The following is a 22,281-nucleotide window of genomic DNA, read 5'->3' as shown; positions in this document are numbered from 1 at the left end:
CGTTAAAATACTTGTTCTACTTCGACGACGCCAGGAACTTCTTCAAGCAATGCCCGCTCAATACCAGCTTTTAATGTAATAGTTGAGCTTGGGCAGCTTCCGCAAGCGCCAAGAAGACGAAGTTTTACGACACCGTCTTCAACATCGACTAATTCGCAATCTCCACCATCGCGAAGTAAAAATGGACGAAGTTTATCTAATACTTCTTGCACTTGTTGTTTAATATCTTGATCTGCCATTTTCATCGACTCCTTTCACTAATTTTATTATAATCATCATGATGAAAAAAATCTATTAACGTTACTTAACTTTTTTCCAGGGGAGAGAATGAACATGATTGAAATATGTGTGTACGGAGCAGATACAGTTTGTGCTTCTTGTGTCGGTGCCCCGTCATCAAAAGATACGTATGAATGGATTCAAGCTGCAGTTTCACGAAAATATCCGAATCGTGCGTTTCAGTTCGTTTATGTTGATATTTTTTCGCCACCGGAAGACGATGAAAAGCGTCAATTTGCGCAAAAAGTAATCGACGAAGATTTATTTTATCCGGTTGTTGTTATTGATGGAGAAATGGTTGATGAAGGGAATCCAAAATTAAAAAACATTTATGAAGCGATAGAAAAAAGGGCGGAGTAATTCGCCCTTCATCTCAATATCCGTTATGGTACTTATACATCCATAGTACGCCTGATTTCAGGAGGCGTGGGACGCGTCCAGTCAGCGGACGATCAGCAACGAGGCCGAACCCGTGTTTTTTCCCTAACGATCCTAAAACGCCTTTTAATTTAATTGGTGGAAATTCGCTTGGTGGTTCTTCGCCTTTCCACCGCTTTTGCAATACTTGAGCAATTTGCTCTGCTTGTCCTTCAGCTAATTGTGCACTTGGAGCGTGCGGCAAACTTGCGCAATCTCCAACAACATATACGTTTTCCATATGCGGAATATGGTGTCGTGGCGTAAGTAACACACGCCCTTGGCTATCTTTTTCGACGTTAAGTTCACGAACGACACGATTCGGTTGGATGCCGGCGGTCCATACAATAGCGTCGCAGTGGATAGCTTCATTGTGATTATACAGCGTGTGTTCTTCAACCTTTGTAATGTTCGATTGGCGAATGAGTTCGACACCGTGTGAATGAAACCATTGCTCGACGTAACGACTTAATCGTTCAGGGAACATAGACAAAATGCGTGTGCCACGGTCAAATAATTTTACGTGTAAATCAGGACGACTTTCAACGAGTTCACTTGCTAATTCTACACCGCTTAATCCAGCACCGACAATTCCAACGATGCTATGCGGTGGGAGATTGTTCAACTTTTGATACGTTTCTCTTGCTTTATCGATAGTTTGAATGCTATAAGTAAAAATGTCTGCACCAGGTATACCGTGATATTTATCTTCACAGCCTAACCCGATGACTAAATCGTCGTATGGGATACACGATCCGTCTTGAAGATGGACGACCTCATGATGTAAATCAATTTTTTTTACCTCGCCGAATATATACGATAGGCGAGGGTGTTCTGGAAATGGGACGCGAATGTGCTGGTCACTAATCGTTCCAGCAGCTAAAGCATAATACTCTGTTTTTAAACAATGATACGGAACGCGATCAATTAGCGTAACACGAATATGTTCTGGTAAATTTGGGAGGATGCGGAGTAGTATACGCATATTTCCGTATCCGCCACCAAGTAGCACGAGGTTTCTCATGGAAGCTTTCCCCTTTTGATAAAATTCGACCACTAAAAGTATAGCGAAATTGTGACAAAATAACAACATTTTTTCGAAAAACGTGACTAATTAAGATGATTTTTATATGTGAATATTACATGATTTTTTGTAAATGTGCTACAATAATAGGATTGAGGTGAACACATTGCTACAACCAATCGTGGAGTTTTGTATAAGCAATTTAGCAAATGGGTCACAACGTGCGCTAGAGCAACTTGAAAAAGATCCAAATTTAGATATTATCGAATATGGGTGTTTAGGCTATTGTGGAAAATGCGCGAATATGTTGTTTGCGATGGTAAATGGAGAGATTGTGACAGCAGAAGACGCTGAGCAACTTGTTGAAAAGATTTATGCATATATTGAGGAAAATCCAATGTTTTAGGGGGCTATTGCGTCCCCCTTTTTTCTTCGCGAATGTCTTGCCAACGGTCATAGGCCATATTGACAATTCCTTTTTCGATCGTTTCTTTTTTTCTTGCGATGACACGGGAAAAATAAATGATTGCTTGTTTTTCATTGCCTAGTCGGCGATACAGCTCCCCGATTAAGTACAATAAGCGTACTTCGGACATATGCGTATGAACAAAGTCGCCTGCTTCATAAGAAGCAACGTATTGTTCGAGTGCGAAACGCATACATCGCTTTTCTTCTTCATGCTTTTGCTTCGACCGATACAACCATGCAAGGCGCATATAAAGCCCCGCAATCGCGATATGCTTTTCTTTTTTCAGTGTTGCACAATAAATGCCAAGTTTATATGTATCAACTGCATCACGAAATGTGCGCACTCCACCGTAATTTTTCCCACGCCAATTGGCGCGCACATGTTGTTCGATCGTCTCAAGCGTGCGGGGAGGGAAATATGTCGAAAATTCTTCTGTTTCTGCAAATCCACAATGAGGGCAAACATGTACATAATATAAAAGCGGATTTGCTTCTTCGCTCGCGTAATGTGAGCAAAAGTCAGTATCGTGCTGAATGGGACGAATGAAACGTGAACGAACTTTTTTCGTTGTATATGTTTGTTTACAAACGAGACACGTGACATTACGATCATATAAAATATCCATGGTGTTCCCTGCCTTATATGATTGATAGTAACATTATACTATATGTTTCCGGTATTGCTTGTGACTTTTTGTTTATTTGTAAAAAAGTTGTCACGTTTATCATCACGATGTATAGTTTTATTAAACATATGTGGTGGGGTGTAATATGAGAAGTTTTTCATTCACGAAAATGCATGGATTAGGAAATAGTTATATTTATGTGAATATGTTTAAAGAACGTTTATTAGAAGAGGAGTTACCCGATATTGCTAGATGTGTGGCCAATGTTCACACAGGAATCGGTTCGGATGGACTCATTTTAATTTGTCCATCCGATGTGGCTCCCATTAAAATGCGTATTTTTAATAGCGATGGATCAGAAGGGAAAAACTGTGGCAATGGATTGCGTTGTGTGGCAAAGTACGCATATGAGCATGGAATTGTTCGCGATGAACAATTTGCGATTGAAACGTTATCAGGTCTTGTTGAAGCGCGCCTTTTCGTTGAAAATGGAAAGGTAAGCAGCGTGGAAGTGAATATGGGGAGACCGCGGTTATCTCGCGAAGAAATACCGATGGTTGGAAAAGAAAAAGACATGGTCATTAATGAACCGATCGAGTTTGCGGGGCATACGTATTACATGACGGGTGTATCAATGGGCAATCCACATGCGGTGTTTTATGTTGATCATATTGAGCGAGCTCCAGTTACGACGCTCGGGCCAATCATCGAAAAAGATGCTCGCTTTCCAGAAGGAATTAATGTCGAGTTTGTAGAAGTGGTCAATGACCGCGAGCTTCATTTTCGTGTATGGGAGCGAGGGTCTGGCGTGACGCAAGCGTGCGGTACAGGAGCATGTGCGGCCGTTGTAGCATCAGTGTTGAATGGGAAAACGAAACGAAATGAAGAAACGGTCGTACATTTGGCTGGTGGAGATTTGTATATTACATGGAAAGAAAACGGCGATGTTTTTATGCGTGGAGGAGCAGAAACGATTTGTACAGGTGTATACTATTATTAAAAGGAGTGGTGAGTGATGGAACAAATCGTTGTATTGACAGAAAAAGCGGTTGAGCAAGTGAAACAGATGATGAAGGAAAGCGGAGAAGAAAACGCTTATTTCCGTGTCGGTGTTTATGGCGGAGGATGTAGCGGTTTGTCTTATGCGATGGGATTTGATCATAATAAGCGTGAAGATGATTACGAGTTTGATCAAGACGGTTTACGTATATTGATCGACAAGGACAGTGTACTTGTGTTAAAAGGAACGACGATTGATTACGAGCAAGGAGCGATGGGTGGGGGATTTACGATTCATAATCCGAACGCGATCGCTTCATGTGGTTGTGGTTCATCATTCCGTACGGCAACACATGCTGGTACGCCTGAGGAATGTTAAAAAGGCCCCATATAGAGGCCTTTTTCTCTTATTCAAACATCGATGTAGAATGAAGAGGCTGTACTTTTGCGCTCGGATCGATATATGATTTTGCGTTGTTGACAGCTGTTGGTGCTTCACCGAATCCGCAAGCAATGAGTTTCACTTTTCCCTCATATGTACAAATATCGCCTGCAGCGTACACACCCGGAATATTTGTTTCCATTTTGGAATTCACTTTAATAGAGTTTTTCTCGATCTCTAAGCCCCATTCTTTAATTGGTCCGAGCGATGAAATGAACCCGTAGTTGACAATGACTGCATCGACATCGATTGTTTCACGCATTTTCGTTTTTATGTCCTCTAAAACGACTTGTTTGATACCGTTTTCATCTCCGATCAATTCAACAGGGACGAACGGTGTTTTTACATCAACAGATGAATTCATTAAATTTTCGACGCTATGTTCATGCGCACGGAATTTATCACGGCGATGCACAATTGTTACTTTCTTTGCGATCGGCTCGAGCATAAGCGCCCAGTCAACTGCAGAGTCTCCTCCACCACAAACAAGTACACGTTGGCCAGCAAATTTATTCAAATCGTCAACAAAGTAGTGTAGGTTTTTCCCTTCATATTGTGAGGCGCTTTCGAGTTCTAATCGGCGAGGTTGGAATGCCCCGTTTCCAGCAGTAATAATGACCGCTTTTGAATAATGAATTTCCTTATTTGTCGTTAGTTTAAATGTGCCATCTTCCAGTTTTTCTAACTTTTCAACAGACTGTTCTAAGCAAACAGTTGGATGAAATTTGCTCATTTGCTCCTTTAAGTTGTCGATTAGTTGTTGGGCGCGAATTTTCGGGAAACCTGCCACATCATATATGTATTTTTCTGGGTAAAGCGCAGAAAGCTGGCCGCCAAGTTGTGGAAGGCTTTCGATAATTTTAACGCTCGCTTGGCGCATGCCACCGTAAAATGCTGTAAACATGCCGACAGGACCACCACCAATAATGGTAATATCATACACTTTGCGATCTTCTTTCACGTTCATTCCTCCTAAAACGTAAATTTTCACGTATTATCATACCATAAAAAATGGTTACACGCTGTTGTTGTTTTGAAAATTTCAACATGCGTTCGATAAAAATTATGGCCAAAAATTGAACAAATAGCTCTTGAAAAAGAGAGAAAAAAAGAATAAGATGTTAACGTAGAAATGACAACTTTGTTACAAAACGTTGTATTTTTTTGGTCTATTTCGTGAATAAATTCACAAACTTTCTAAACGATAAAAATCGTTCAAAAAGCACAAGCTAAAAAAATAAGAAAAGGTGGAAGTGATTCGCTTGAAAAAGCCAAATGTTGTTGTATTAGGTGCAGGTTATGGTGGATTAATGACTGTGACGCGTTTACAAAAAATGATTGGCGTCAACGAAGCAAGCATTACGCTTGTCAACAAACATGATTATCATTATGAATCGACATGGCTGCATGAAGCTGCTGCTGGAACGCTGCACCATGATCGCGTTCGCTATGCGATTGCTGATGTTATTGATCAAAGTAAAGTAAAATTTATTCAAGATACGGTTGAAAAAATCAACCTCGAAGAAAAACAAGTGTTGCTCCAAAATCATGAGCCATTAACGTATGACTACTTAGTTGTTGCGCTTGGGTTTGAGTCTGAAACGTTTGGAATTAAAGGGCTAAAAGAGTATGCTTTCTCGATTGCCAACGTCAATGCTGCTCGCCAAATTCGTGAGCATATTGAATATCAATTTGCAACATATGGCACAGAAGAAGAGAAACGCGATGAGCGCTTGACGATTGTCGTTGGTGGCGCAGGATTTACAGGCATCGAGTTTTTAGGTGAACTTGTAAACCGCGTGCCAGAGCTTTGCCGTGAATACGATGTTGATCCAAATAAAGTGCGCATTATTTGTGTCGAAGCAGCGCCGACCGTTCTCCCTGGTTTTGACCCAGAACTTGTTGAATATGCGGTGAACGTTCTTGAGAAAAAAGGTGTTGAATTTAAAATCGGTACAGCGATTAAAGAGTGCACACCAGAAGGCATTATCGTTAGCAAAGATGATCAAGTGGAAGAAATTAAGGCTGGAACAGTTGTATGGGCAGCTGGAGTGCGCGGAAGCCGCGTTATTGATGAATCTGGCTTTGAAGCGATGCGCGGTCGCGTGAAGGTCGATCCGTTTTTGCGAGCACCAGGACATGAAGATGTATTCGTTGTCGGGGACTGTGCGTTAATTATTAACGAAGAAACAAATCGTCCATATCCTCCAACCGCTCAAATTGCTATGCAGCAAGGAGAAGTTTGTGCGAAAAACTTAGCTGTGCTCATTCGCGGTCAAGGTGAATTGCAACCGTTTAAACCTGATTTAAAAGGAACAGTATGCTCACTTGGTCACGACGATGCGATTGGTGTTTTATTTGGTAAGAAAATTTGGGGTACAAAAGCAAGTATCATGAAAAAAGTGATTGACAACCGTGCGCTCTTCTTAGTCGGTGGTCCGATACTCGTCGCGAAGAAAGGAAAATTTAAGTTGTTGTAAAAAGGGGCAAAGCAATTTTTCGCCCCTTTTTCTTTACAAATCGTTTCTTTTTATGTATAATTATCTGAAAATTAAGAAAAAGGGTGAGGGATATGAATAAAACAACGTGTCAGTATTGTGCAGGAAACGGTTATGTACATGTTGCGGTTGGCGGTTCCGAGACGTGCCATCGTTGCGAAGGAACAGGAATAGAAAAAGATGAAATGGTGATAAAGCAATAATTGACTCATGTTTTCGCTTTCAGTACACTTAAAATGGTGTATTGGAGGTGAAAACGCATGGAGATGAGCATTCCGGTTTTACTCATTTCAATTTTGTTATTTTTTGTTTTATTTTTTGGTATTGGCTTTTTATTAAACATGATTTTACGAACGACATGGACGATGGCGATATTAAGCCCGTTTGTTTTATTGTTTTGGATTGATCAAATTTCTCTGATTGACTACGTGACAAATCCATCCGAATCCTTTGCTCATGTAAAGGAACGAATCGGATCACTAGCGAGCGCGGATTTAATCATTTTAAGTAGCGGTATTGTGGGAGCAATCGTTTCTGGTGTCGTGATTCAGACGTTAAGAAAAAAAGGATATCGCATGTTTTAAACCTTCACGATCGTGGAGGTTTTTTATTTCTCTTCCCGATGATGTATATTTTGTTTCGTTATTGGAAAGAAATACAACCATGGGAGGAGTGAATAAATGGGTATAAAATGGTTAAGACGAACGACCATGGTTGTATTGTTTCTATGTGCGTTCACGACGACATTTCAGTCAATATCAGGCGTTGAAGCGAAAATGTTATCTGATTGGTTTTCATCTTCACGCTTTCCTTTTTTCCCGTTCAAATTATTATCTTCAACCGATACACATGAATATGTGGCAGATCGTTTTCGTAAAAATGAAAAACGGGGGACGCAACTATCATCACAACAAACGACGAATGAATCGTTAACGCTAGAAGAGGTTTTCGATTGGTCGCAATACCCGTCCGTCACTGTTGTAGCGACAGGGTATACGGCTGGAGTAGAGTCAACGGGAAAAACACCGGATCACCCGAGTTATGGAATTACATATTCGGGTGTACGCGTGAAGCGTGATTTATACTCAACGATTGCCGCTGATTTGAATGTTTTCCCAATTGGAACAATTTTATTTATTCCAGGATACGGATACGGGGTTGTTGCTGATACGGGGTCAGCGATTAAAGGCCATAAAATTGATCTATATTATGAAACAGTAGATGATGTGTATAAGCATTGGGGGAAGAAAAAAGTAAACGTATATGTCGTCCAACGTGGAGATGGGACATTATCGGAGCAAGAAATGATTGCACTGAATGAAAATGAATCGATGCAAGTGTTTCGGCAACAATATATAAAGAAAGAAGAGAAGGAAGTCGGGCTGTAACCGAACTTCCCTTTCTTTAGTTAGGCGACGTGTGTGTTATATGTTTGATGGTCGTTTAACGCCTTGTAAATGCGCGGTGCAATCATGCCGGCAACGATCGATAAAATAATATCTTTTGGAAGTGGAACGAGCATCCAGCTCCATGCCATTGCGTATGAGAATCCTTCCGGTGCATCGGCCCATAATGTAAATGCTATATACATCCAATTTGTTCCAAAAATATAGTTAATTATCATGCCGATGATGGTTGCTGTAATAAATTGCGCCATCGAACGCTTTGTACTTTTTTCAATAAGCAATCCAGTGACATAAGCCGCAAGAATAAAAGAAAGAATAAATCCAAACGTCGGGGTGACGATAGAGGAAAACCCTCCGCTAAAGCGCGCAAAAACAGGCGCACCAAACAGTCCGATGAGCATATAAACAGTCATCGCGATCGCGCCGCGTTTTGCTCCGAGAATCGCCCCGGCTAATACGCAAAAAAAGGTTTGCAGCGTAATGGGAACGCCCCCGATAACGAGAAAAGGAACCCATGAGGTGATGTTTGCTCCGATCGCCATGAATGCTGCGAACATGGCAATGAATGTTAAGTCTTTCGCTCGCATTTGTTAACCTCCTTTTTTTATTTGTTAACGAAATCGTAGCTGATAAAACAAAATATGTCAATACATAAATGCATAAATGAAGTGAATTTTCACAATATAACAGTGCGGAGGGGATTATAATGAGAGAAGAAGAACAATTGCTTCGCGCAAATCGATTAGGGGCGAAAGAAGATATTATTCACGTTAGTGAAACGGATGATGGATATGATTTGCGCGATGCGGCACATATTGGTGAAAAACAGATGGCGGCACCGAATTATCGCCAGTAAAGAAAAAAGGTGAGTTGGCAACAAGGCGACTCGCCTTTTTTTGGGGAAAGTGTGATATGGATCGTGTTTGGATTAAACGAAATGTTCATTTCAGATTCGATGCCAATCGATTGAAGTTGTTTTTGCACGTCTTCTTGTTTCGATTGTTGTGCTTTTTCCATCAACTGCTTTGCAAAGGTAGGATCGTTTGCAATTTTTGTAGAAATGGCTGTCGCATCTTTTAGTAGTTTTTGTACCGATTTTGCAGATTGAGTGAATTGTGTAATATTAACGTTCGGATACATATTTTCCCCTCCTTTCAAGCAGTATATGACAGAAGAGGGAAAACGGTTAGTTTTGAATGTTCTATACCATATCTCAAGAAGTGAAACGGATGGTTTTATGATATAATCTTTTAATGAGAGCACATGACGGAAAGGTTGATCGTATGGTTCACATCATATTTGGATTGTTTCTATATTTTCCAGAAGACAAAACGGAATACATTCCGGCTGCCATCTCGTTCACAGCGTTTTTTATTGCTGCAGTATTGACGATGAGGGTAATTGTAAAAGTTTCAAAACGCCAAGAAGAGAAAGCAAAACAACTAGAGGAACAGCTCCAAAAACAACGAATCGATGACTAAACGGACAAAAAAAGGGCATAATAAGCTGTAAATATGTAGTTGGAGGGCTTATTGTGCGTCAAGTCATCGTATGTATTGGTTTATTGCTTATTGGTGGTTGTGTAGAGGAACAAGTAAGACATGTTAACGTTCATATGATTAATGAGGATGGTGACTCGCTCGGCACGATTAGCTTGTCACAAAAGCCGAAAGGTGTGGAACTAGACATTGATTTAAAAGGGTTGCCACCCGGGGAGCATGCGATTCATATTCATGACAAGGGAGCCTGTTCGCCGCCGCAGTTTCAATCGGCGGGTGAGCATTTTAACCCAGAAGGAAAAAAACATGGCCTCCTTCATCCAGAGGGAGCACACGCGGGTGATTTGCCGAATTTAATTGTGAAAGAAGATGGAACGGTAAAAGTGCAGCTCATGGCACCAAATGTAGATTTATCGGAGGAAAAGAACGGCCTGTTCACAAAAGATGGGACATCTATTGTCGTTCATGAAGAGAAAGATGACGGCATGTCCCAACCAGCAGGAAATGCGGGCAAACGAATCGCTTGCGGTGTCATCAAAAAACCGTAGCAGCAGGCGATGTCGTCTTGCTCATTTTTTTGGAAAAAACGCGTGCATTTCTTTCTAAATTGTGTGAAAATTTATCGTAGGGGGGATTGATGTGAAATTGACTGAAAAAGAAATTGAAATTGTTGAACTGTTAGAGAAAGATGCTCGGTTGCCGATGGATACAATCGCAAAAATGGTTTCGCTCTCCATTCCGGAAGTCGAACAGATCATCAAAAAATTAGAAGATGCGAAAGTCATTGTGCAGTATGCAACGATTGTCGATTGGCGGAAAGTGGATGGGCACGAAGGTGTGACAGCGATGATCGATGTAAAGGTGACGCCGAAGCGGGGTGTTGGATTTGATGAGGTGGCTGAACGTATTTATCGCTTCCCAGAAGTCAAATCTGTATATTTGATGTCCGGCGCCTATGATTTATCTGTCGTCATCGAGGGTCGTTCGATGTCTGAAATTGCTCATTTTGTTTCTGAGAAATTATCGACGCTTGATTCTGTTATTTCAACGACGACCCACTTTATTTTAAAAAAATATAAACATGACGGTACTGTATTCGAGCAAGGTGACCAAGATCGAAGAATCGTGGTGGCTCCGTGATGCAAAAAACGAAATCGTACTTATCTGATACGGTTTCTCGCCTCAAGCCATCCGGTATTCGTCGCTTTTTTGACTTAGCGGCAAGTATGGAAGGAGTCATTTCGCTAGGGGTTGGTGAGCCTGATTTTATTACGCCTTGGGGTGTACGCGAAGCGTGTATTTTATCATTAGAACAAGGATATACGTCATATACAGCAAACGCTGGTTTATTGGAGTTGAGAAAAGAAATTAGCGATTATTTATTACGTCGCTTTCGTGTGTCGTACGATCCGGCAGATGAACTGATTGTGACGGTCGGAGCAAGCCAAGCGCTCGATGTGTCCCTTCGCGCTATTGTTAATCCAGGTGACGAAGTGATTGTTGTTGAGCCGAGCTTCGTTTCATACGCCCCGCTTGTTTCATTAGCTGGCGGCGTACCGATTCCGGTTCAAACGAGTGGAACATATCAATTTAAGCTACAACCTGAGCAAATTGAACAAGTTGTCACTCCGAAAACAAAAGCATTAATCATTTGCTCACCAAATAACCCAACAGGAACGGTGCTAAACGCAGAAGAACTTGCGCAAATTGCTCACATTGTGGCAAAGCATGATTTGCTTGTCATTTCGGATGAAATTTATGCGGAGTTATGCTACGACGAACAATATACAAGTTTTCCTGCGATCGCTCATATGCGAGAGCGAACCATTTTAATTAACGGTTTTTCGAAAGGATTTGCGATGACGGGATGGCGGCTAGGATTTATTGCTGCACCGAAAGATTTAGCTACAGCCATGTTAAAAATTCATCAATATACGATGATGTGTGCGCCAACAATGGCGCAATATGCCGCTATTGAAGCGTTGCGAAATGGAGCAGATGATGTCGAGCGGATGAAAAAGAGCTATCGACAACGGCGCAACTTTTTTGTTCAGTCATTAAATGAACTCGGCCTTTCATGTCATATGCCAGGTGGGGCGTTTTATGCATTTCCATCTATTCAATCGACAGCCATGACGTCAGAACAATTTGCCGAGCGTTTATTGCTAGAGGAAAAAGTAGCTGTCGTTCCGGGCAACGTGTTTGGGGCGAGCGGAGAAGGGTATATTCGTTGTTCGTATGCTTCATCGCTTGAACAATTACAAGAGGCGATTCGACGCATGAAGCGGTTTCTTGAACGACTATAAAGAAAGCTGACGCAACTGTCAGCTTTCTTTATTGTATTTGAGCTCATACAACATTTGCATGACGCGTAAAAAGTCTTCTTCGCTAAATTCTTTTGCTTTTCGTAAAATAAGCTTTGCCCGTTTAAGCCCAATTTCTTTAATTAAGTACTCGATTTCTGGATCGAGGCTGGATGAATTGGATACATCTGCTCGTTCTAACAATTCTGATGCTGGAACATCAAGAGCGGTACAAAGTTTTAAAATTGTTGGTGTATCAGGCACTTGTTCACCTGATTCGTATTTTTGGATCGTTGCTACCCCTACACGTACTTTCATCGCCAATTCTTGTTGTGACATATTTCGCTGCTCTCGATACATGCGAATATTTTCACCAATTGTGCTCATTTATTCTCCCACCTCTCAAAAATTCATGTACATATTTATCATACCATGCTCCTATTTGTACTCGTGTACAAAATTAACACTTTTTAAGCGAATTATGTTACAATTTTTCAAAAAACGAGGAGTGTTTCAATTGGAGTGGAAGGAAGGTGCGATTGTTACTGGTACTGTGACAGGCATACAACCGTATGGCATATTTGTATCGCTCGATGAACGAACACAAGGATTAATTCACATTTCAGAAATAACCGATGGATATGTAAAAAATATTTATGATTATGTGGACGTTGGGGATTGTGTGCGCGTAAAAATTATTGCCGTTGATGAAAGAACAAAACGGATTAGCTTATCGTTACGGGATGTCGATCATGATGCGACAAATATTGAAACCCCGTTAGGATTCCAGCCGTTAAAAATTCAACTAGAGAAATGGATTGCCGAAGCGAAAAAACAATACAACTCACCGAATGACCGGTGAGTTGTTTGATTATGTTCTAGACATTTTTGGTTCTGTACGTCCGATTTCTTCGGTCGGTTTAAACAATAATATGAGGTTAATTAGCCCCGCAATCCCAACGAGGGCGTAAACAATACGAGCAAACGCAGATGCTTGCCCACCAAAAATGGCTGCGACGAGATCAAAACGGAAAAAGCCAATGAGCCCCCAGTTCAGTGCTCCAATAACAGTAAGCAATAGTGCGATTCGTTGTAACGTACTCATGTTCATCCTCCTTGGTAAAGTAGTGTATTCATTTATAGAATGGATAATTATTTTTGAAATATGCACAACGAAAAAGAAAAAATGCAAGTTTCTTTACTTATTTGTTTATTTTAGAAATAATGGAGAAAAAGGAGGGAATTTAATGGAACAGTTTATTTTTCACAACCCAACAAAATTAATTTTTGGAAGAGGACAAATTGAACAACTAAAGAAAGAGCTTGCTCCGTATGAACGTATTTTAATGGTGTATGGTGGGGGCAGCATTAAGAAAAATGGTGTGTATGATGATGTCGTTTCTGTTTTTCGCTCATTGAATAAATGGTGGACGGAGTTAGCGGGTGTTGAACCAAACCCTCGTTTATCTACTGTGCAAAAAGGGATTGACATATGTCGTGCAGAAAAAGTTGATTTTATTTTAGCTGTTGGTGGCGGAAGTGTTATTGATTGTGCAAAGGCAATTGCTGCAGGCGTTCTATACGATGGAGATGCATGGGATTTTATTTCAAGGAAGACAACCGTTCAACACGCCCTTCCGCTCGGAACGGTGTTGACGTTAGCGGCGACAGGATCAGAGATGAATTCCAATTCTGTCATTACGAATTGGGAAACGAAAGAAAAGTACGGTTGGAGCAGTCCAGCTGTCTTTCCGAAATTTTCAATTTTAGACCCTGTTTATACAACAACTGTTCCGAAAGATCATACAGTGTATGGTATAGTTGACATCATGTCGCACGTGTTAGAACAATATTTTCACCATGCCCCAAATACGCCACTGCAAGATCGAATGTGTGAAGCGATTTTACGAACAGTTATCGAAACAGCACCGAAACTCATCGAAGATTTAGAAAACGTCGATCATCGTGAAACAATTTTATATTGCGGAACGATGGCTTTAAATGGAATTTTACGCATGGGACTACGTGGCGATTGGGCAACACATAATATTGAGCATGCTGTATCAGCAGTGCATGATATTCCGCACGCAGGGGGGTTAGCTATTTTATTCCCTAATTGGATGAAACATGTACTCGATGAACATGTTGAGCGGTTTAAGCAATTAGCTGTTCGTGTGTTTCATGTTTATCCGGAAGGAAAAGGAGATCGTGAAATTGCGCTAGAAGGAATCGAAAAACTTCGGGCATTTTGGAATAGCTTAGGTGCTCCAAATCGATTAGCAGATTATCATATCGGTAAAGAATCATTGCCAATAATAGTGGAAAAAGCGATGGCGTTCGGCCCATTTGGTAATTTTAAAAAGCTACAACACGATGATGTTATGGCGATTTTAAAAGCTTCGTTATAAAGTGCGAAAAATGTCATAATGAATCCGTTTACATTGTTTTTGCTAACTTGATTCTCTATGTTTATTTCGCTAAAGTGAAAGAGGATACAATCATTGAGGAGGAAACGTACATGACGCATATTCAGTTTGATTATTCGAAAGCGTTATCGTTTTTCGGTGAACATGAATTAACGTATTTGCGCGACGCAGTGAAAGTAGCGCACCATGCTCTTCATGAAAAAACAGGACAAGGCAACGACTTTTTAGGGTGGATTGATCTTCCTGTTGCGTATGACAAAGAGGAGTTCACTCGCATTCAACAAGCAGCGAAAAAAATTCAAGAAGACTCTGATGTCTTGTTAGTTATTGGAATTGGTGGCTCTTATTTAGGTGCTCGCGCGGCAATCGAAATGTTGCAACATTCATTTTATAATGCCCTTCCTGCAGAAAAGCGGAAAACGCCGCAAATTATTTTTGTCGGCAACAACATCAGTTCTACATATATGCGCGACGTGATGGATTTACTTGAAGGAAAAGATTTTTCGATTAACGTCATTTCAAAATCAGGAACGACGACGGAGCCAGCGATTGCTTTCCGTATTTTCCGTAAGCTTCTTGAAGAGAAATATGGAAAAGAGGAGGCACGCAGGCGCATTTATGCGACGACTGATCGCGCGCGTGGGGCATTAAAGACGTTAGCGACGGAAGAAGGATATGAAACGTTCGTTATTCCAGATGATGTTGGAGGACGCTACTCTGTTTTAACAGCTGTCGGTTTATTGCCGATTGCAGTAAGCGGAGCGAATATTGAAGCGATGATGAAAGGTGCTGCGCAAGCACGTGAAGATTTCAGTAAATCAGAGTTAGAAGAAAACATTGCTTACCAATACGCTGCGGTGCGAAATGTGCTTTACAATAAAGGGAAAACAATTGAAATGCTCATTAACTATGAACCGGCATTGCAATATTTTGCAGAATGGTGGAAACAATTATTTGGCGAAAGTGAAGGAAAAGATCAGAAAGGAATTTTCCCAGCTTCAGCAAACTTTTCAACTGATCTTCACTCTTTAGGACAATATGTGCAAGAAGGTCGTCGCGATTTGTTTGAAACAGTGTTAAAAGTAGAAACGCCACGCCATGAGTTAACGATTGAAGCAGAAGACAATGATTTAGACGGCTTAAACTACTTAGCAGGAAAAACAGTTGACTTCGTCAACACAAAAGCGTTTGAAGGAACGTTGTTGGCTCATACAGATGGGGGCGTGCCGAACTTAGTTGTTACATTACCACGATTAGATGAGTATACGTTTGGTTACCTCGTTTATTTCTTTGAAAAGGCGTGCGCGATGAGCGGATATTTACTTGGTGTGAATCCGTTTGACCAACCGGGGGTAGAAGCATACAAAGTAAATATGTTTGCCTTGCTTGGTAAACCAGGATACGAAGAGAAAAAGGCAGAGCTTGAGAAGCGATTGAAATAATTAAATTTAAAAGAGCTTTCCCTGCGCGCAGGGAAAGCTCTTTTTTTGGGTATGATACAATTAAAGGAGGAGTGATGCAAATGATTGAAATTCCGTCTAGACTAGAAGGAAAAACATTTTTGTTAAATGTGTTGGAACAACAATTAAAACCGCTTGGGTATGTTATTGGTGGAAATTGGGATTATGATCACGGTTCGTTCGACTATAAAATGGCGGACGATGTTGGTTATCAATTTTTACGCCTCCCATTTGTTGCGATAGACGGACAACTTGATTCGTATGGGGCGACGGTTGAATTGAGGCGACCATACGTCTTATGTCATAAATATCAACGTGGATTAGATGACAATGTGCATGTTGGAAACGTAAGCGCTTCGTTTAATCAGTTTTCCGAACCAGAAGACTCCGATGCAACTGTACCAGACAAATATGTATCGATGGCAAAGATGCTTGTCAAAGATGTAGAAGATCGATTATTACACTAATACAATGAGCTCATCTGTTTTTTGAATGGCTGTATGGCCTTGTGGATTGATCGTTACTTGTTGCTCGTTTGCAATGCCGATGAGCAATATTCCTTCCTTTTTTAACTCGGTAAGCAATGTATGAAATGACATGCCGATCCATTCATCGTGAACAGTTAAACGCTTGATCGGATGTTTTTTCAATTGTTCCATGTCGTTTAATATATTTGGGGCGGAAAGACAATTTGTCATTAAAAAACTGATCCATTTATTCGTTTCAATAACTGCATCGGCTCCCGCTCGTTTTGCATTATCGACTTGCGGTGTTGTTAATACTTCCACAACAGTATATACATCGGGGTGGAGTGCTTTAATTGTCAAAAGAGTGACAATAGATGCTAAGTCCGCTTCTGTTTCATTTTTATGTTGGTTCGCAGTAATGATGACGGTATGAGCGTCGAAAACGTTCGCTTTTTTCCATACATCATCGTGGGTCGGATTTCCTTTAATAAAATGAATGTGCTTCGGCATATCCCAATGTTGTAATGTTTCGTCGATGACAAGGCACGGCACATGGGGAGGTAGGAGTGTGAGCAGTTGGCGAATCCGTTCATTCCAACCAACTAAAATAACATGTTGACCTTTTGTGTAAGGGAGCTCCCCAGCTGATAAAGCGTTTTCTTTTGAAATGGCCTTCGCAGATAGTGTAACAAAATAAGCTGAGACGAATGCGGTGCCGAGCGAAATGAGAGCGATGGCGACAACTTTACCAACGACAGTTTTTGGAACGAGGTCTCCATAACCGATAGTTGTAGTTGTGATGAGCGCCCACCATATTCCGTCAAATGTTGTTGAAAATGTTTTTGGTTCCACGATATGAATGACAATCCCAAATAAACAAATGATTGTCGCAATTGTTAGTATGATGCGCGCGAGAGGAGAAAGTCGCCAATATGAAGCGAGAAATTCGTACCATCTCATGTATTTTCCCTCCTGTTTTTATCATTGTAGACGAGAAAATCTCGTTTCTTACATATTTTTTCTACAAAAACAAACGATATAAACGAAAGGAGGGAATGAAATTGGATATAAATCGCGTCAAGCAAATCGTTTCTTCCCCAGATGATATTCGTGTATGTTATCACGGTCAGTCTGTTTGGATTGATGGGTACGATGAAGCAAACCGAACAGCCACCGTACATATGCGTGGGAGGGAACATGAACGCTATACCGTTCCAGTGGAAGAATTGACGGAAGAGTAAAAGAAAAAACCCTTGCATGGCAAGGGTTTTTTCTATGGAGCATATCGGGATCCCTTCGCACTGCCAGCACGACGCTCTCACACGCTTGTCAGTTACACTACCCAAAATCCTTGAAAAACAGCTTCGTGTTCTATTCAAGCAAAAGTATAGCAAATAGCATTTATTACGTGAATATGACGGTGAATCCAAGAAATGATTTTTATAAAAGGATGGGGTAAAATGACAGATGGGAGTGCATTTTGTAGTTGATATTTTTCTTTTTTTTATGATAGCATAAGCAGTGTCAAAATGAAAAGTGTCATAAGAATGGGGCATTAGTTCAGTGGGAGAACGCTTCGCTGGCAGCGAAGAGGTCATCGGTTCGAATCCGATATGCTCCATCACCGATACGCTTCACCTTTACGAACAAGTACACCGATTGATGAAAAATCGCCAAATCCGTACTTTTCTTGTCCCTCTGTCGTGGACAGAGGAAGTGGCAAACCCACAATGAGGGCAGCGTTCCTGTGTCTCTGTTTTCTCTACATGAATCGCATAACCATAGGAATGAAGTTCTTGTTTAATCACTTTAAATTCTGGCAATCCCAGTGGTATCGAAAGCACTTATGAGACCTCCTTAATGTTGATTTCACCGCTAACATTATTGCTAGGATCTCGTCAGTGCTTTCTCTTTTTTGTCACTAAATCACAAAATTTGGTGATGAACCGAAAAAATAAGCTGTTTTTATTAAATTTTTTACAGAGTTGATTAATTACAAGGACTTTTTCATTTTTATTTAGTTTTGAAAAAAGGAAGAAATACCTAGTATTTATCTTTATAACCAGAGTTTTATTCTTAATATCTGCTGTACGTTTTTCGCCAACTATAACTATTATGATCTATAACTATTATGGTCGGAAAAAACACGGAGTTAAGGGAGAGTCATTAAATTGTTCAATACGGCATAAAAATACTCTTTTCTATTTTTAGTGAATAGAGCTTGCTCATATACAATGACGGTGTTTTATTGTCTAAACTTTTAGTTTTTTATTTATGTTAAATGAGTCCTAATTGACGATGTATTCGTAAATAGTTATAGAAACAGATTTGCAATAAAAAATTAACACTATAACGTTTGACTGTATATTTTTTTGCTATATAATTTCATTAAACATATCGAATAATAGATGGGGAGTGGGTTCATTGGGAAGTTGCTTAAAATTGGTGAACTTGCAGCATTAGCTGGTGTTTCCAAACGGACCATTGATTATTATACGCAGTTAGGGTTGCTTGAGCCCGTTCGTTCTGAGACCAATTATCGCTATTATCCTGAAGAGAGTATCGAGCATTTACAGTTAATCCATGCATTAAAGAAACAGCATTTAACTCTCGAGGAAATAAGAGAGCGCCTGCAGCTTATGAAAAAAACAGCCTGCTCCGATGAATGAAATTATCGATAAAATTGAGCATATTCAAGAACAAATGCAGCATATTCAAGAAGAAGTGCTGGGATTACAGCCGTTGCTCAAACAATTAAATGAACAACAGATCAAGATGATGACAAAACCATTGACCCAGCAAGGTTACGCATTGCTACGTTCATTAGGGATATTGCTTGGAGGAAATCCTTTTATTTAACAATGGATATTAATGAATAAGGGGTGAGAGATGAAAGGGATGTTTAAAAAACTTTTATCGAAACTTGGGATTGGCTCTGCCAATATTAATCTGATGCTGCATCATTCCCAAGTTCGTTTGGGAGAGACCATTAGTGGTGAATTTTTCATTGAGGGAGGGGCAGTAGAACAGTATATCAACAAAATTGATGTAGAACTTCGTTTAACATTAAACCATAACGGTCAAGTGCAGACAAAAACAGTGGCAACAATTCCGGTTGCTTCTGCCTTTGTTATTCAGGCTGGCGAGAAAAAGGTGCTGCCTTTTACATATGAATTACCAAAAAGTCTTCCGATTTCCGGACACAGCGTTCATTATACGTTTGTTACCCGTCTTGATATCGCAGGTGGAGTCGACCATTTAGATGAAGATGCGGTGCGAATTCTTCCGCCATTACCATTAGAGAAAATCTTCGTTGCTTTTGAAAAGTTAGGCTTCCGGGAAAAGGCGACTTCAGGAAAATTAAAACCGTATGGCCAAGAGTTTGAATGGTTCCCGACAGAACAATTTAAAAACATTGTTCAAGAAATCGAATTTTTTGCCTCTCTTGAAGAAGAGGGGGTTCGTCTGCTTCTTGAAGTAGATGTGTATGCAGGGGTTTTTGGCTTACAAGAAAAAGAATTAAAACGTGAATTCTTTTTCCTATATACAGAATTAAACGATATAAGCACACTGGCTGACAATCTTCGCGCAATGATTCAAGAAATGATCGAGCAACCATATCAGTATACAGCTTCATCCTATATGGCTCACCATTCTCATATTCCTCACTCACATGGACGAGGACACAGTATGATGGGAGCGATTGGTGGTTTTGCCGTGGGATTATTTGCGGGAATGTTAGTGGAAGAACTTGTAGATGATGTAGTGGAGGAAGCTCTTGGTTTCGAGGAGGAAATAGAAGAAGAGGGAGCGGGATTTTTTGACGATTTCTTCGGTGGGGAAGATGAAGAATTCTAATTTTGCGGTATCGTATGTTTCCAGTAGTGAATTTCTCTTCTAGAATTGCTCCATTTCTATTGTTAGGCGGGTTTTTGTTGCATCGAGCTTCACTCATTGTGCTTGGTATTATTCTCTTCTCAGCAACCGTGGCGTTTCAATTAGTGACGCTGCCGGTAGAATTTAATGCAAGCTCTTGAGTGAAAAAGCTTCTTGTAGCTGAAGGACTTATCCGTATGAAGTACGTGGAGTGAATAAAGTCTTAAATGCAGCGGCATTAATCTTTGCGCTGGAGTTAATCAAGTTTATTATGATTTTCTTTCAAGGAAATAGTGAAGAATAAGAAAAACATATTATACAATTAGCAGGAGGTGGATTCTCTAGCTGTTTGCATGCAGTTAGAGAGCTTAATTGGAGATATTTAATTTACTGATGGTTGGCATTTTAATTGCCTTGACGGCGTTTTTTGTTGCATCAGAATTTGCCATTGTCAAAGTGCGCAGTACACGGATTGATCAGCTCGTGGCCGAAGGAAATCGAAGTGCCATGGCTGTAAAAAGAGTCACCAGCAATTTAGATGAATATTTATCAGCTTGCCAGCTTGGTATCACCATCACCGCACTAGGGCTTGGTTGGCTTGGGGAACCAACGGTGGAACATTTGCTTCGTCCTGTATTTGAGCAAATGAATTTGAATGAGTCTGTAGCATCTCTCCTTTCTTTTGCGATTGCGTTTGCGGCGATTACCTATTTGCACGTAGTTGTCGGTGAATTAGCGCCTAAAACATTGGCGATTCAAAAAGCGGAAACCATTACGTTGTTATGTTCAAGGCCTTTAATCTTTTTCTACAAAATCATGTATCCGTTTATTTGGGTATTGAACGGATCAGCGCGTGTCATCATCGGATTATTTGGACTAAGACCGGCATCCGAACACGAAGTCGCCCATTCTGAGGAAGAGTTGCGGCTTATTTTATCTGAAAGTTATAAGAGCGGAGAAATTAACCCGTCGGAGTATAAATACGTAAACAATATTTTTGAGTTTGACAATCGGATTGCCAAAGAAATTATGGTGCCGCGCACAGAAATTGTCGCATTAGATAAAAACGATTCAATCGCGGACATTTTGGAAATTATGAAGAAAGAAAAATATACACGCTATCCTGTTATAGACGGCGATAAAGACCATATCGTTGGGATGGTGAATATAAAGGAAATATTAACGGATTGTATTCACAATCCACAAGCGATTGAAAAGAAGTTAGATGATTATATTCGTCCAATCATACAAGTAATTGAATCGATCCCTATTCATGACTTGTTCGTAAAAATGCAGCGTGAACGAGTCCATATGGCGATTTTAGTTGACGAATATGGCGGAACAGCTGGACTTGTGACGGTTGAAGATATATTGGAAGAAATCGTCGGTGAAATTCAAGATGAATTTGATATTGATGAAGTTCCGATGATTCGCAAAGTAAACGAACATACCACCATTGTTGATGGAAAAGTATTGCTCGAAGAGGTAAACGACTTACTTGGCACAAATATCGATGATGCCGATGTCGATACGATTGGCGGTTGGATTTTAACGGAGAAATTTGATATTCAACAAGGTGAGATTCTCGCCTACGGTGACTATGAATTTAAGGTATTAAAAATGGAAGGTCACCATGTCCAATTGGTTGAAATCACGAAGCGTGTAAAAACTCCTTTACTTACCGTACAAGAAGAAGCAGAAACAAAATAACAGTTAATAGTGACATACTCCCACCACCTACGCTTCGCTTAGAGGTGGGGCTTCTCGGGTAATCCCATCTCATGATGGGAAGTTGACCGAGCGATCCCCGTGTGCCCCACGGTTCGAGGACAAATTAGACGATCGCCAATCGTTTCATGCCCTCATGTTTGATATTGATGGCCGCATTGACGTCCCTGTCGCTCTCGAATCCACATTCACAGCGGAATGTCCGTTCAGAAAGCGATAAAGACTCCTTGACTCGACCGCAGCACGAACACGTTTTGGACGAGGGGAACCATTTGTCGATTTTGATCAGCTTCTTCCCCTGTTCGGCCAGCTTGTACTGAAGGAAAGTGGTGAACATGCCCCAGCCGTTGTCATGAACGCCTT

The 22,281-nt window shown here is 40.6% G+C and carries 32 protein-coding genes, 1 tRNA gene and 2 pseudogenes; 24 read left to right on the top strand and 11 right to left on the bottom strand.

The window, feature by feature from the left end; genetic code table 11:
• Positions 1-2: 2 nt before the first annotated feature.
• Entirely contained in the window at positions 3-239 is a 237-nt protein-coding gene (locus tag BM213_RS03440) for a NifU family protein (protein ID WP_003398276.1), read from the bottom strand.
• A gap of 94 nt (positions 240-333) precedes the next feature.
• Here BM213_RS03440 and BM213_RS03435 point away from each other — a divergent pair, with 94 nt between their 5' ends.
• Positions 334-639 carry a YuzD family protein gene (locus BM213_RS03435; RefSeq protein WP_091701035.1) on the top strand — a complete coding sequence of 102 codons (306 nt, stop codon included), beginning with the start codon at positions 334-336 and terminating at the stop codon, positions 637-639.
• 13 nt (positions 640-652) lie between these two features.
• Here BM213_RS03435 and BM213_RS03430 read toward each other — a convergent pair whose 3' ends face one another.
• Positions 653-1,720, bottom strand: a complete 1,068-nt coding sequence (locus tag BM213_RS03430) for an NAD(P)/FAD-dependent oxidoreductase (RefSeq protein ID WP_091700928.1) — start codon at positions 1,718-1,720, stop codon at positions 653-655.
• A 166-nt stretch (positions 1,721-1,886) separates the two neighbouring features.
• On the opposite strand from BM213_RS03430, the gene BM213_RS03425 reads away from it, so the two are divergent.
• Positions 1,887-2,126: a YuzB family protein gene (locus BM213_RS03425; protein ID WP_003398271.1), complete on the top strand. Its 240-nt coding sequence runs from the start codon at positions 1,887-1,889 to the stop codon at positions 2,124-2,126.
• A 4-nt stretch (positions 2,127-2,130) separates the two neighbouring features.
• Here BM213_RS03425 and BM213_RS03420 read toward each other — a convergent pair whose 3' ends face one another.
• Positions 2,131-2,814 carry a DUF2225 domain-containing protein gene (locus BM213_RS03420; RefSeq protein ID WP_091700925.1) on the bottom strand — a complete coding sequence of 228 codons (684 nt, stop codon included), beginning with the start codon at positions 2,812-2,814 and terminating at the stop codon, positions 2,131-2,133.
• Positions 2,815-2,959: 145 nt separating this feature from the next.
• On the opposite strand from BM213_RS03420, the gene dapF reads away from it, so the two are divergent.
• Both dapF and BM213_RS03410 read left to right on the top strand, forming a co-directional pair.
• The gene (gene dapF / locus BM213_RS03415; protein WP_091700923.1) at positions 2,960-3,814 is read left to right on the top strand and encodes a diaminopimelate epimerase; all 855 of its coding nucleotides are present in this window, start codon (positions 2,960-2,962) and stop codon (positions 3,812-3,814) included.
• Positions 3,815-3,829: 15 nt separating this feature from the next.
• The gene (locus tag BM213_RS03410) at positions 3,830-4,192 is read left to right on the top strand and encodes a HesB/IscA family protein (RefSeq protein ID WP_091700920.1); all 363 of its coding nucleotides are present in this window, start codon (positions 3,830-3,832) and stop codon (positions 4,190-4,192) included.
• A 28-nt stretch (positions 4,193-4,220) separates the two neighbouring features.
• Here the strand turns inward: BM213_RS03410 and BM213_RS03405 are convergent, their stop codons facing one another.
• A complete protein-coding gene (locus tag BM213_RS03405) occupies positions 4,221-5,216 on the bottom strand; it encodes an NAD(P)/FAD-dependent oxidoreductase (protein WP_091700918.1) in 996 nt (331 codons plus the stop codon).
• Between the two features lie 292 nt (positions 5,217-5,508).
• Between BM213_RS03405 and BM213_RS03400 the strand changes: the two genes are divergently transcribed.
• From BM213_RS03400 to BM213_RS03390, 4 genes are all read left to right on the top strand, one after another.
• Positions 5,509-6,735: an NAD(P)/FAD-dependent oxidoreductase gene (locus BM213_RS03400; RefSeq protein WP_091700915.1), complete on the top strand. Its 1,227-nt coding sequence runs from the start codon at positions 5,509-5,511 to the stop codon at positions 6,733-6,735.
• A gap of 92 nt (positions 6,736-6,827) precedes the next feature.
• A complete protein-coding gene (locus tag BM213_RS14605; protein WP_167357363.1) occupies positions 6,828-6,956 on the top strand; it encodes a YuiA family protein in 129 nt (42 codons plus the stop codon).
• Between the two features lie 57 nt (positions 6,957-7,013).
• Positions 7,014-7,337: a YuiB family protein gene (locus BM213_RS03395; protein WP_091700912.1), complete on the top strand. Its 324-nt coding sequence runs from the start codon at positions 7,014-7,016 to the stop codon at positions 7,335-7,337.
• Between the two features lie 96 nt (positions 7,338-7,433).
• On the top strand, positions 7,434-8,141 hold the full coding sequence (locus tag BM213_RS03390; RefSeq protein ID WP_091700909.1) for a 3D domain-containing protein: 708 nt from the start codon (positions 7,434-7,436) through the stop codon (positions 8,139-8,141).
• A gap of 20 nt (positions 8,142-8,161) precedes the next feature.
• Here BM213_RS03390 and BM213_RS03385 read toward each other — a convergent pair whose 3' ends face one another.
• The gene (locus tag BM213_RS03385) at positions 8,162-8,746 is read right to left on the bottom strand and encodes a biotin transporter BioY (RefSeq protein ID WP_091700907.1); all 585 of its coding nucleotides are present in this window, start codon (positions 8,744-8,746) and stop codon (positions 8,162-8,164) included.
• 119 nt (positions 8,747-8,865) lie between these two features.
• Between BM213_RS03385 and BM213_RS14600 the strand changes: the two genes are divergently transcribed.
• Positions 8,866-9,015 (top strand): hypothetical protein, encoded by a 150-nt coding sequence (locus tag BM213_RS14600; RefSeq protein ID WP_003398754.1) that lies wholly within the window; start codon positions 8,866-8,868, stop codon positions 9,013-9,015.
• On the opposite strand, the gene BM213_RS03380 is transcribed toward BM213_RS14600, so the two are convergent.
• The gene (locus tag BM213_RS03380) at positions 9,003-9,299 is read right to left on the bottom strand and encodes a YuzC family spore coat inner layer protein (RefSeq protein WP_091700904.1); all 297 of its coding nucleotides are present in this window, start codon (positions 9,297-9,299) and stop codon (positions 9,003-9,005) included. The genes BM213_RS14600 and BM213_RS03380 overlap by 13 nt on opposite strands.
• Before the next feature lie 143 nt (positions 9,300-9,442).
• Between BM213_RS03380 and BM213_RS03375 the strand changes: the two genes are divergently transcribed.
• From BM213_RS03375 to BM213_RS03360, 4 genes are all read left to right on the top strand, one after another.
• Complete coding sequence (locus tag BM213_RS03375) at positions 9,443-9,640, top strand: hypothetical protein (protein WP_003398749.1); 198 nt, start codon at positions 9,443-9,445, stop codon at positions 9,638-9,640.
• Positions 9,641-9,693: 53 nt separating this feature from the next.
• Positions 9,694-10,206, top strand: a complete 513-nt coding sequence (locus tag BM213_RS03370) for a superoxide dismutase family protein (protein ID WP_091700901.1) — start codon at positions 9,694-9,696, stop codon at positions 10,204-10,206.
• A gap of 91 nt (positions 10,207-10,297) precedes the next feature.
• Positions 10,298-10,798 carry an Lrp/AsnC family transcriptional regulator gene (locus BM213_RS03365; RefSeq protein ID WP_091700898.1) on the top strand — a complete coding sequence of 167 codons (501 nt, stop codon included), beginning with the start codon at positions 10,298-10,300 and terminating at the stop codon, positions 10,796-10,798.
• Entirely contained in the window at positions 10,798-11,964 is a 1,167-nt protein-coding gene (locus tag BM213_RS03360) for an aminotransferase (RefSeq protein ID WP_091700895.1), read from the top strand. The genes BM213_RS03365 and BM213_RS03360 overlap by 1 nt, the downstream gene beginning before the upstream one ends.
• Before the next feature lie 18 nt (positions 11,965-11,982).
• Here BM213_RS03360 and BM213_RS03355 read toward each other — a convergent pair whose 3' ends face one another.
• A complete protein-coding gene (locus tag BM213_RS03355) occupies positions 11,983-12,348 on the bottom strand; it encodes a helix-turn-helix domain-containing protein (protein WP_004892298.1) in 366 nt (121 codons plus the stop codon).
• A 130-nt stretch (positions 12,349-12,478) separates the two neighbouring features.
• On the opposite strand from BM213_RS03355, the gene BM213_RS03350 reads away from it, so the two are divergent.
• Positions 12,479-12,823: a CvfD/Ygs/GSP13 family RNA-binding post-transcriptional regulator gene (locus BM213_RS03350; RefSeq protein WP_091700892.1), complete on the top strand. Its 345-nt coding sequence runs from the start codon at positions 12,479-12,481 to the stop codon at positions 12,821-12,823.
• A 9-nt stretch (positions 12,824-12,832) separates the two neighbouring features.
• On the opposite strand, the gene BM213_RS03345 is transcribed toward BM213_RS03350, so the two are convergent.
• Positions 12,833-13,066 carry a DUF378 domain-containing protein gene (locus tag BM213_RS03345; protein ID WP_091700889.1) on the bottom strand — a complete coding sequence of 78 codons (234 nt, stop codon included), beginning with the start codon at positions 13,064-13,066 and terminating at the stop codon, positions 12,833-12,835.
• Positions 13,067-13,208: 142 nt separating this feature from the next.
• Here BM213_RS03345 and BM213_RS03340 point away from each other — a divergent pair, with 142 nt between their 5' ends.
• The 3 genes from BM213_RS03340 (at position 13,209) to BM213_RS03330 (ending at position 16,314) form a co-directional block, all read left to right on the top strand.
• The gene (locus tag BM213_RS03340; protein WP_091700886.1) at positions 13,209-14,369 is read left to right on the top strand and encodes an iron-containing alcohol dehydrogenase; all 1,161 of its coding nucleotides are present in this window, start codon (positions 13,209-13,211) and stop codon (positions 14,367-14,369) included.
• Between the two features lie 110 nt (positions 14,370-14,479).
• Entirely contained in the window at positions 14,480-15,829 is a 1,350-nt protein-coding gene (locus tag BM213_RS03335; RefSeq protein ID WP_091700883.1) for a glucose-6-phosphate isomerase, read from the top strand.
• Between the two features lie 80 nt (positions 15,830-15,909).
• A complete protein-coding gene (locus BM213_RS03330) occupies positions 15,910-16,314 on the top strand; it encodes a YugN-like family protein (protein ID WP_091701032.1) in 405 nt (134 codons plus the stop codon).
• On the opposite strand, the gene BM213_RS03325 is transcribed toward BM213_RS03330, so the two are convergent.
• Positions 16,306-17,274: a potassium channel family protein gene (locus BM213_RS03325; protein WP_091700880.1), complete on the bottom strand. Its 969-nt coding sequence runs from the start codon at positions 17,272-17,274 to the stop codon at positions 16,306-16,308. The genes BM213_RS03330 and BM213_RS03325 overlap by 9 nt on opposite strands.
• A 101-nt stretch (positions 17,275-17,375) precedes the next feature.
• Here BM213_RS03325 and BM213_RS03320 point away from each other — a divergent pair, with 101 nt between their 5' ends.
• Positions 17,376-17,555 (top strand): H-type small acid-soluble spore protein, encoded by a 180-nt coding sequence (locus BM213_RS03320; RefSeq protein WP_091700877.1) that lies wholly within the window; start codon positions 17,376-17,378, stop codon positions 17,553-17,555.
• Between the two features lie 308 nt (positions 17,556-17,863).
• Positions 17,864-17,935 (top strand) — tRNA-Ala (locus BM213_RS03315).
• Between the two features lie 8 nt (positions 17,936-17,943).
• Here BM213_RS03315 and BM213_RS15215 read toward each other — a convergent pair.
• Positions 17,944-18,158: pseudogene (locus tag BM213_RS15215) on the bottom strand (transposase family protein); the annotation flags it as partial.
• 588 nt (positions 18,159-18,746) lie between these two features.
• On the opposite strand from BM213_RS15215, the gene BM213_RS14875 reads away from it, so the two are divergent.
• The 5 genes and pseudogenes from BM213_RS14875 to BM213_RS03290 all read left to right on the top strand — a co-directional run bounded on the left by BM213_RS14875 (position 18,747) and on the right by BM213_RS03290 (position 21,900).
• On the top strand, positions 18,747-18,983 hold the full coding sequence (locus BM213_RS14875) for a MerR family transcriptional regulator (protein WP_244149172.1): 237 nt from the start codon (positions 18,747-18,749) through the stop codon (positions 18,981-18,983).
• On the top strand, positions 18,976-19,173 hold the full coding sequence (locus tag BM213_RS14870) for a MerR family transcriptional regulator (RefSeq protein ID WP_244149171.1): 198 nt from the start codon (positions 18,976-18,978) through the stop codon (positions 19,171-19,173). The genes BM213_RS14875 and BM213_RS14870 overlap by 8 nt, the downstream gene beginning before the upstream one ends.
• A gap of 39 nt (positions 19,174-19,212) precedes the next feature.
• Positions 19,213-20,172: a sporulation protein gene (locus BM213_RS03300; protein WP_091701030.1), complete on the top strand. Its 960-nt coding sequence runs from the start codon at positions 19,213-19,215 to the stop codon at positions 20,170-20,172.
• Positions 20,169-20,494, top strand: a pseudogene (locus tag BM213_RS03295) (zinc metallopeptidase); the annotation flags it as partial. The gene BM213_RS03300 and the pseudogene BM213_RS03295, both read left to right, overlap by 4 nt.
• Before the next feature lie 68 nt (positions 20,495-20,562).
• Positions 20,563-21,900 carry a hemolysin family protein gene (locus tag BM213_RS03290; protein WP_091700874.1) on the top strand — a complete coding sequence of 446 codons (1,338 nt, stop codon included), beginning with the start codon at positions 20,563-20,565 and terminating at the stop codon, positions 21,898-21,900.
• Positions 21,901-22,024: 124 nt separating this feature from the next.
• Here BM213_RS03290 and BM213_RS03285 read toward each other — a convergent pair.
• A partial coding sequence (locus tag BM213_RS03285) for an RNA-guided endonuclease InsQ/TnpB family protein (protein WP_244149170.1) occupies positions 22,025-22,281 on the bottom strand: 257 nt, incomplete at its 5' end.

This window comes from Anoxybacillus pushchinoensis (genome assembly GCF_900111795.1).
GTDB classification, from domain to species: domain Bacteria; phylum Bacillota; class Bacilli; order Bacillales; family Anoxybacillaceae; genus Anoxybacillus; species Anoxybacillus pushchinoensis.
The sequence above is the reverse complement of the archived record's forward strand: the minus strand, read 5'-3'. Positions and strand labels throughout refer to the sequence as shown.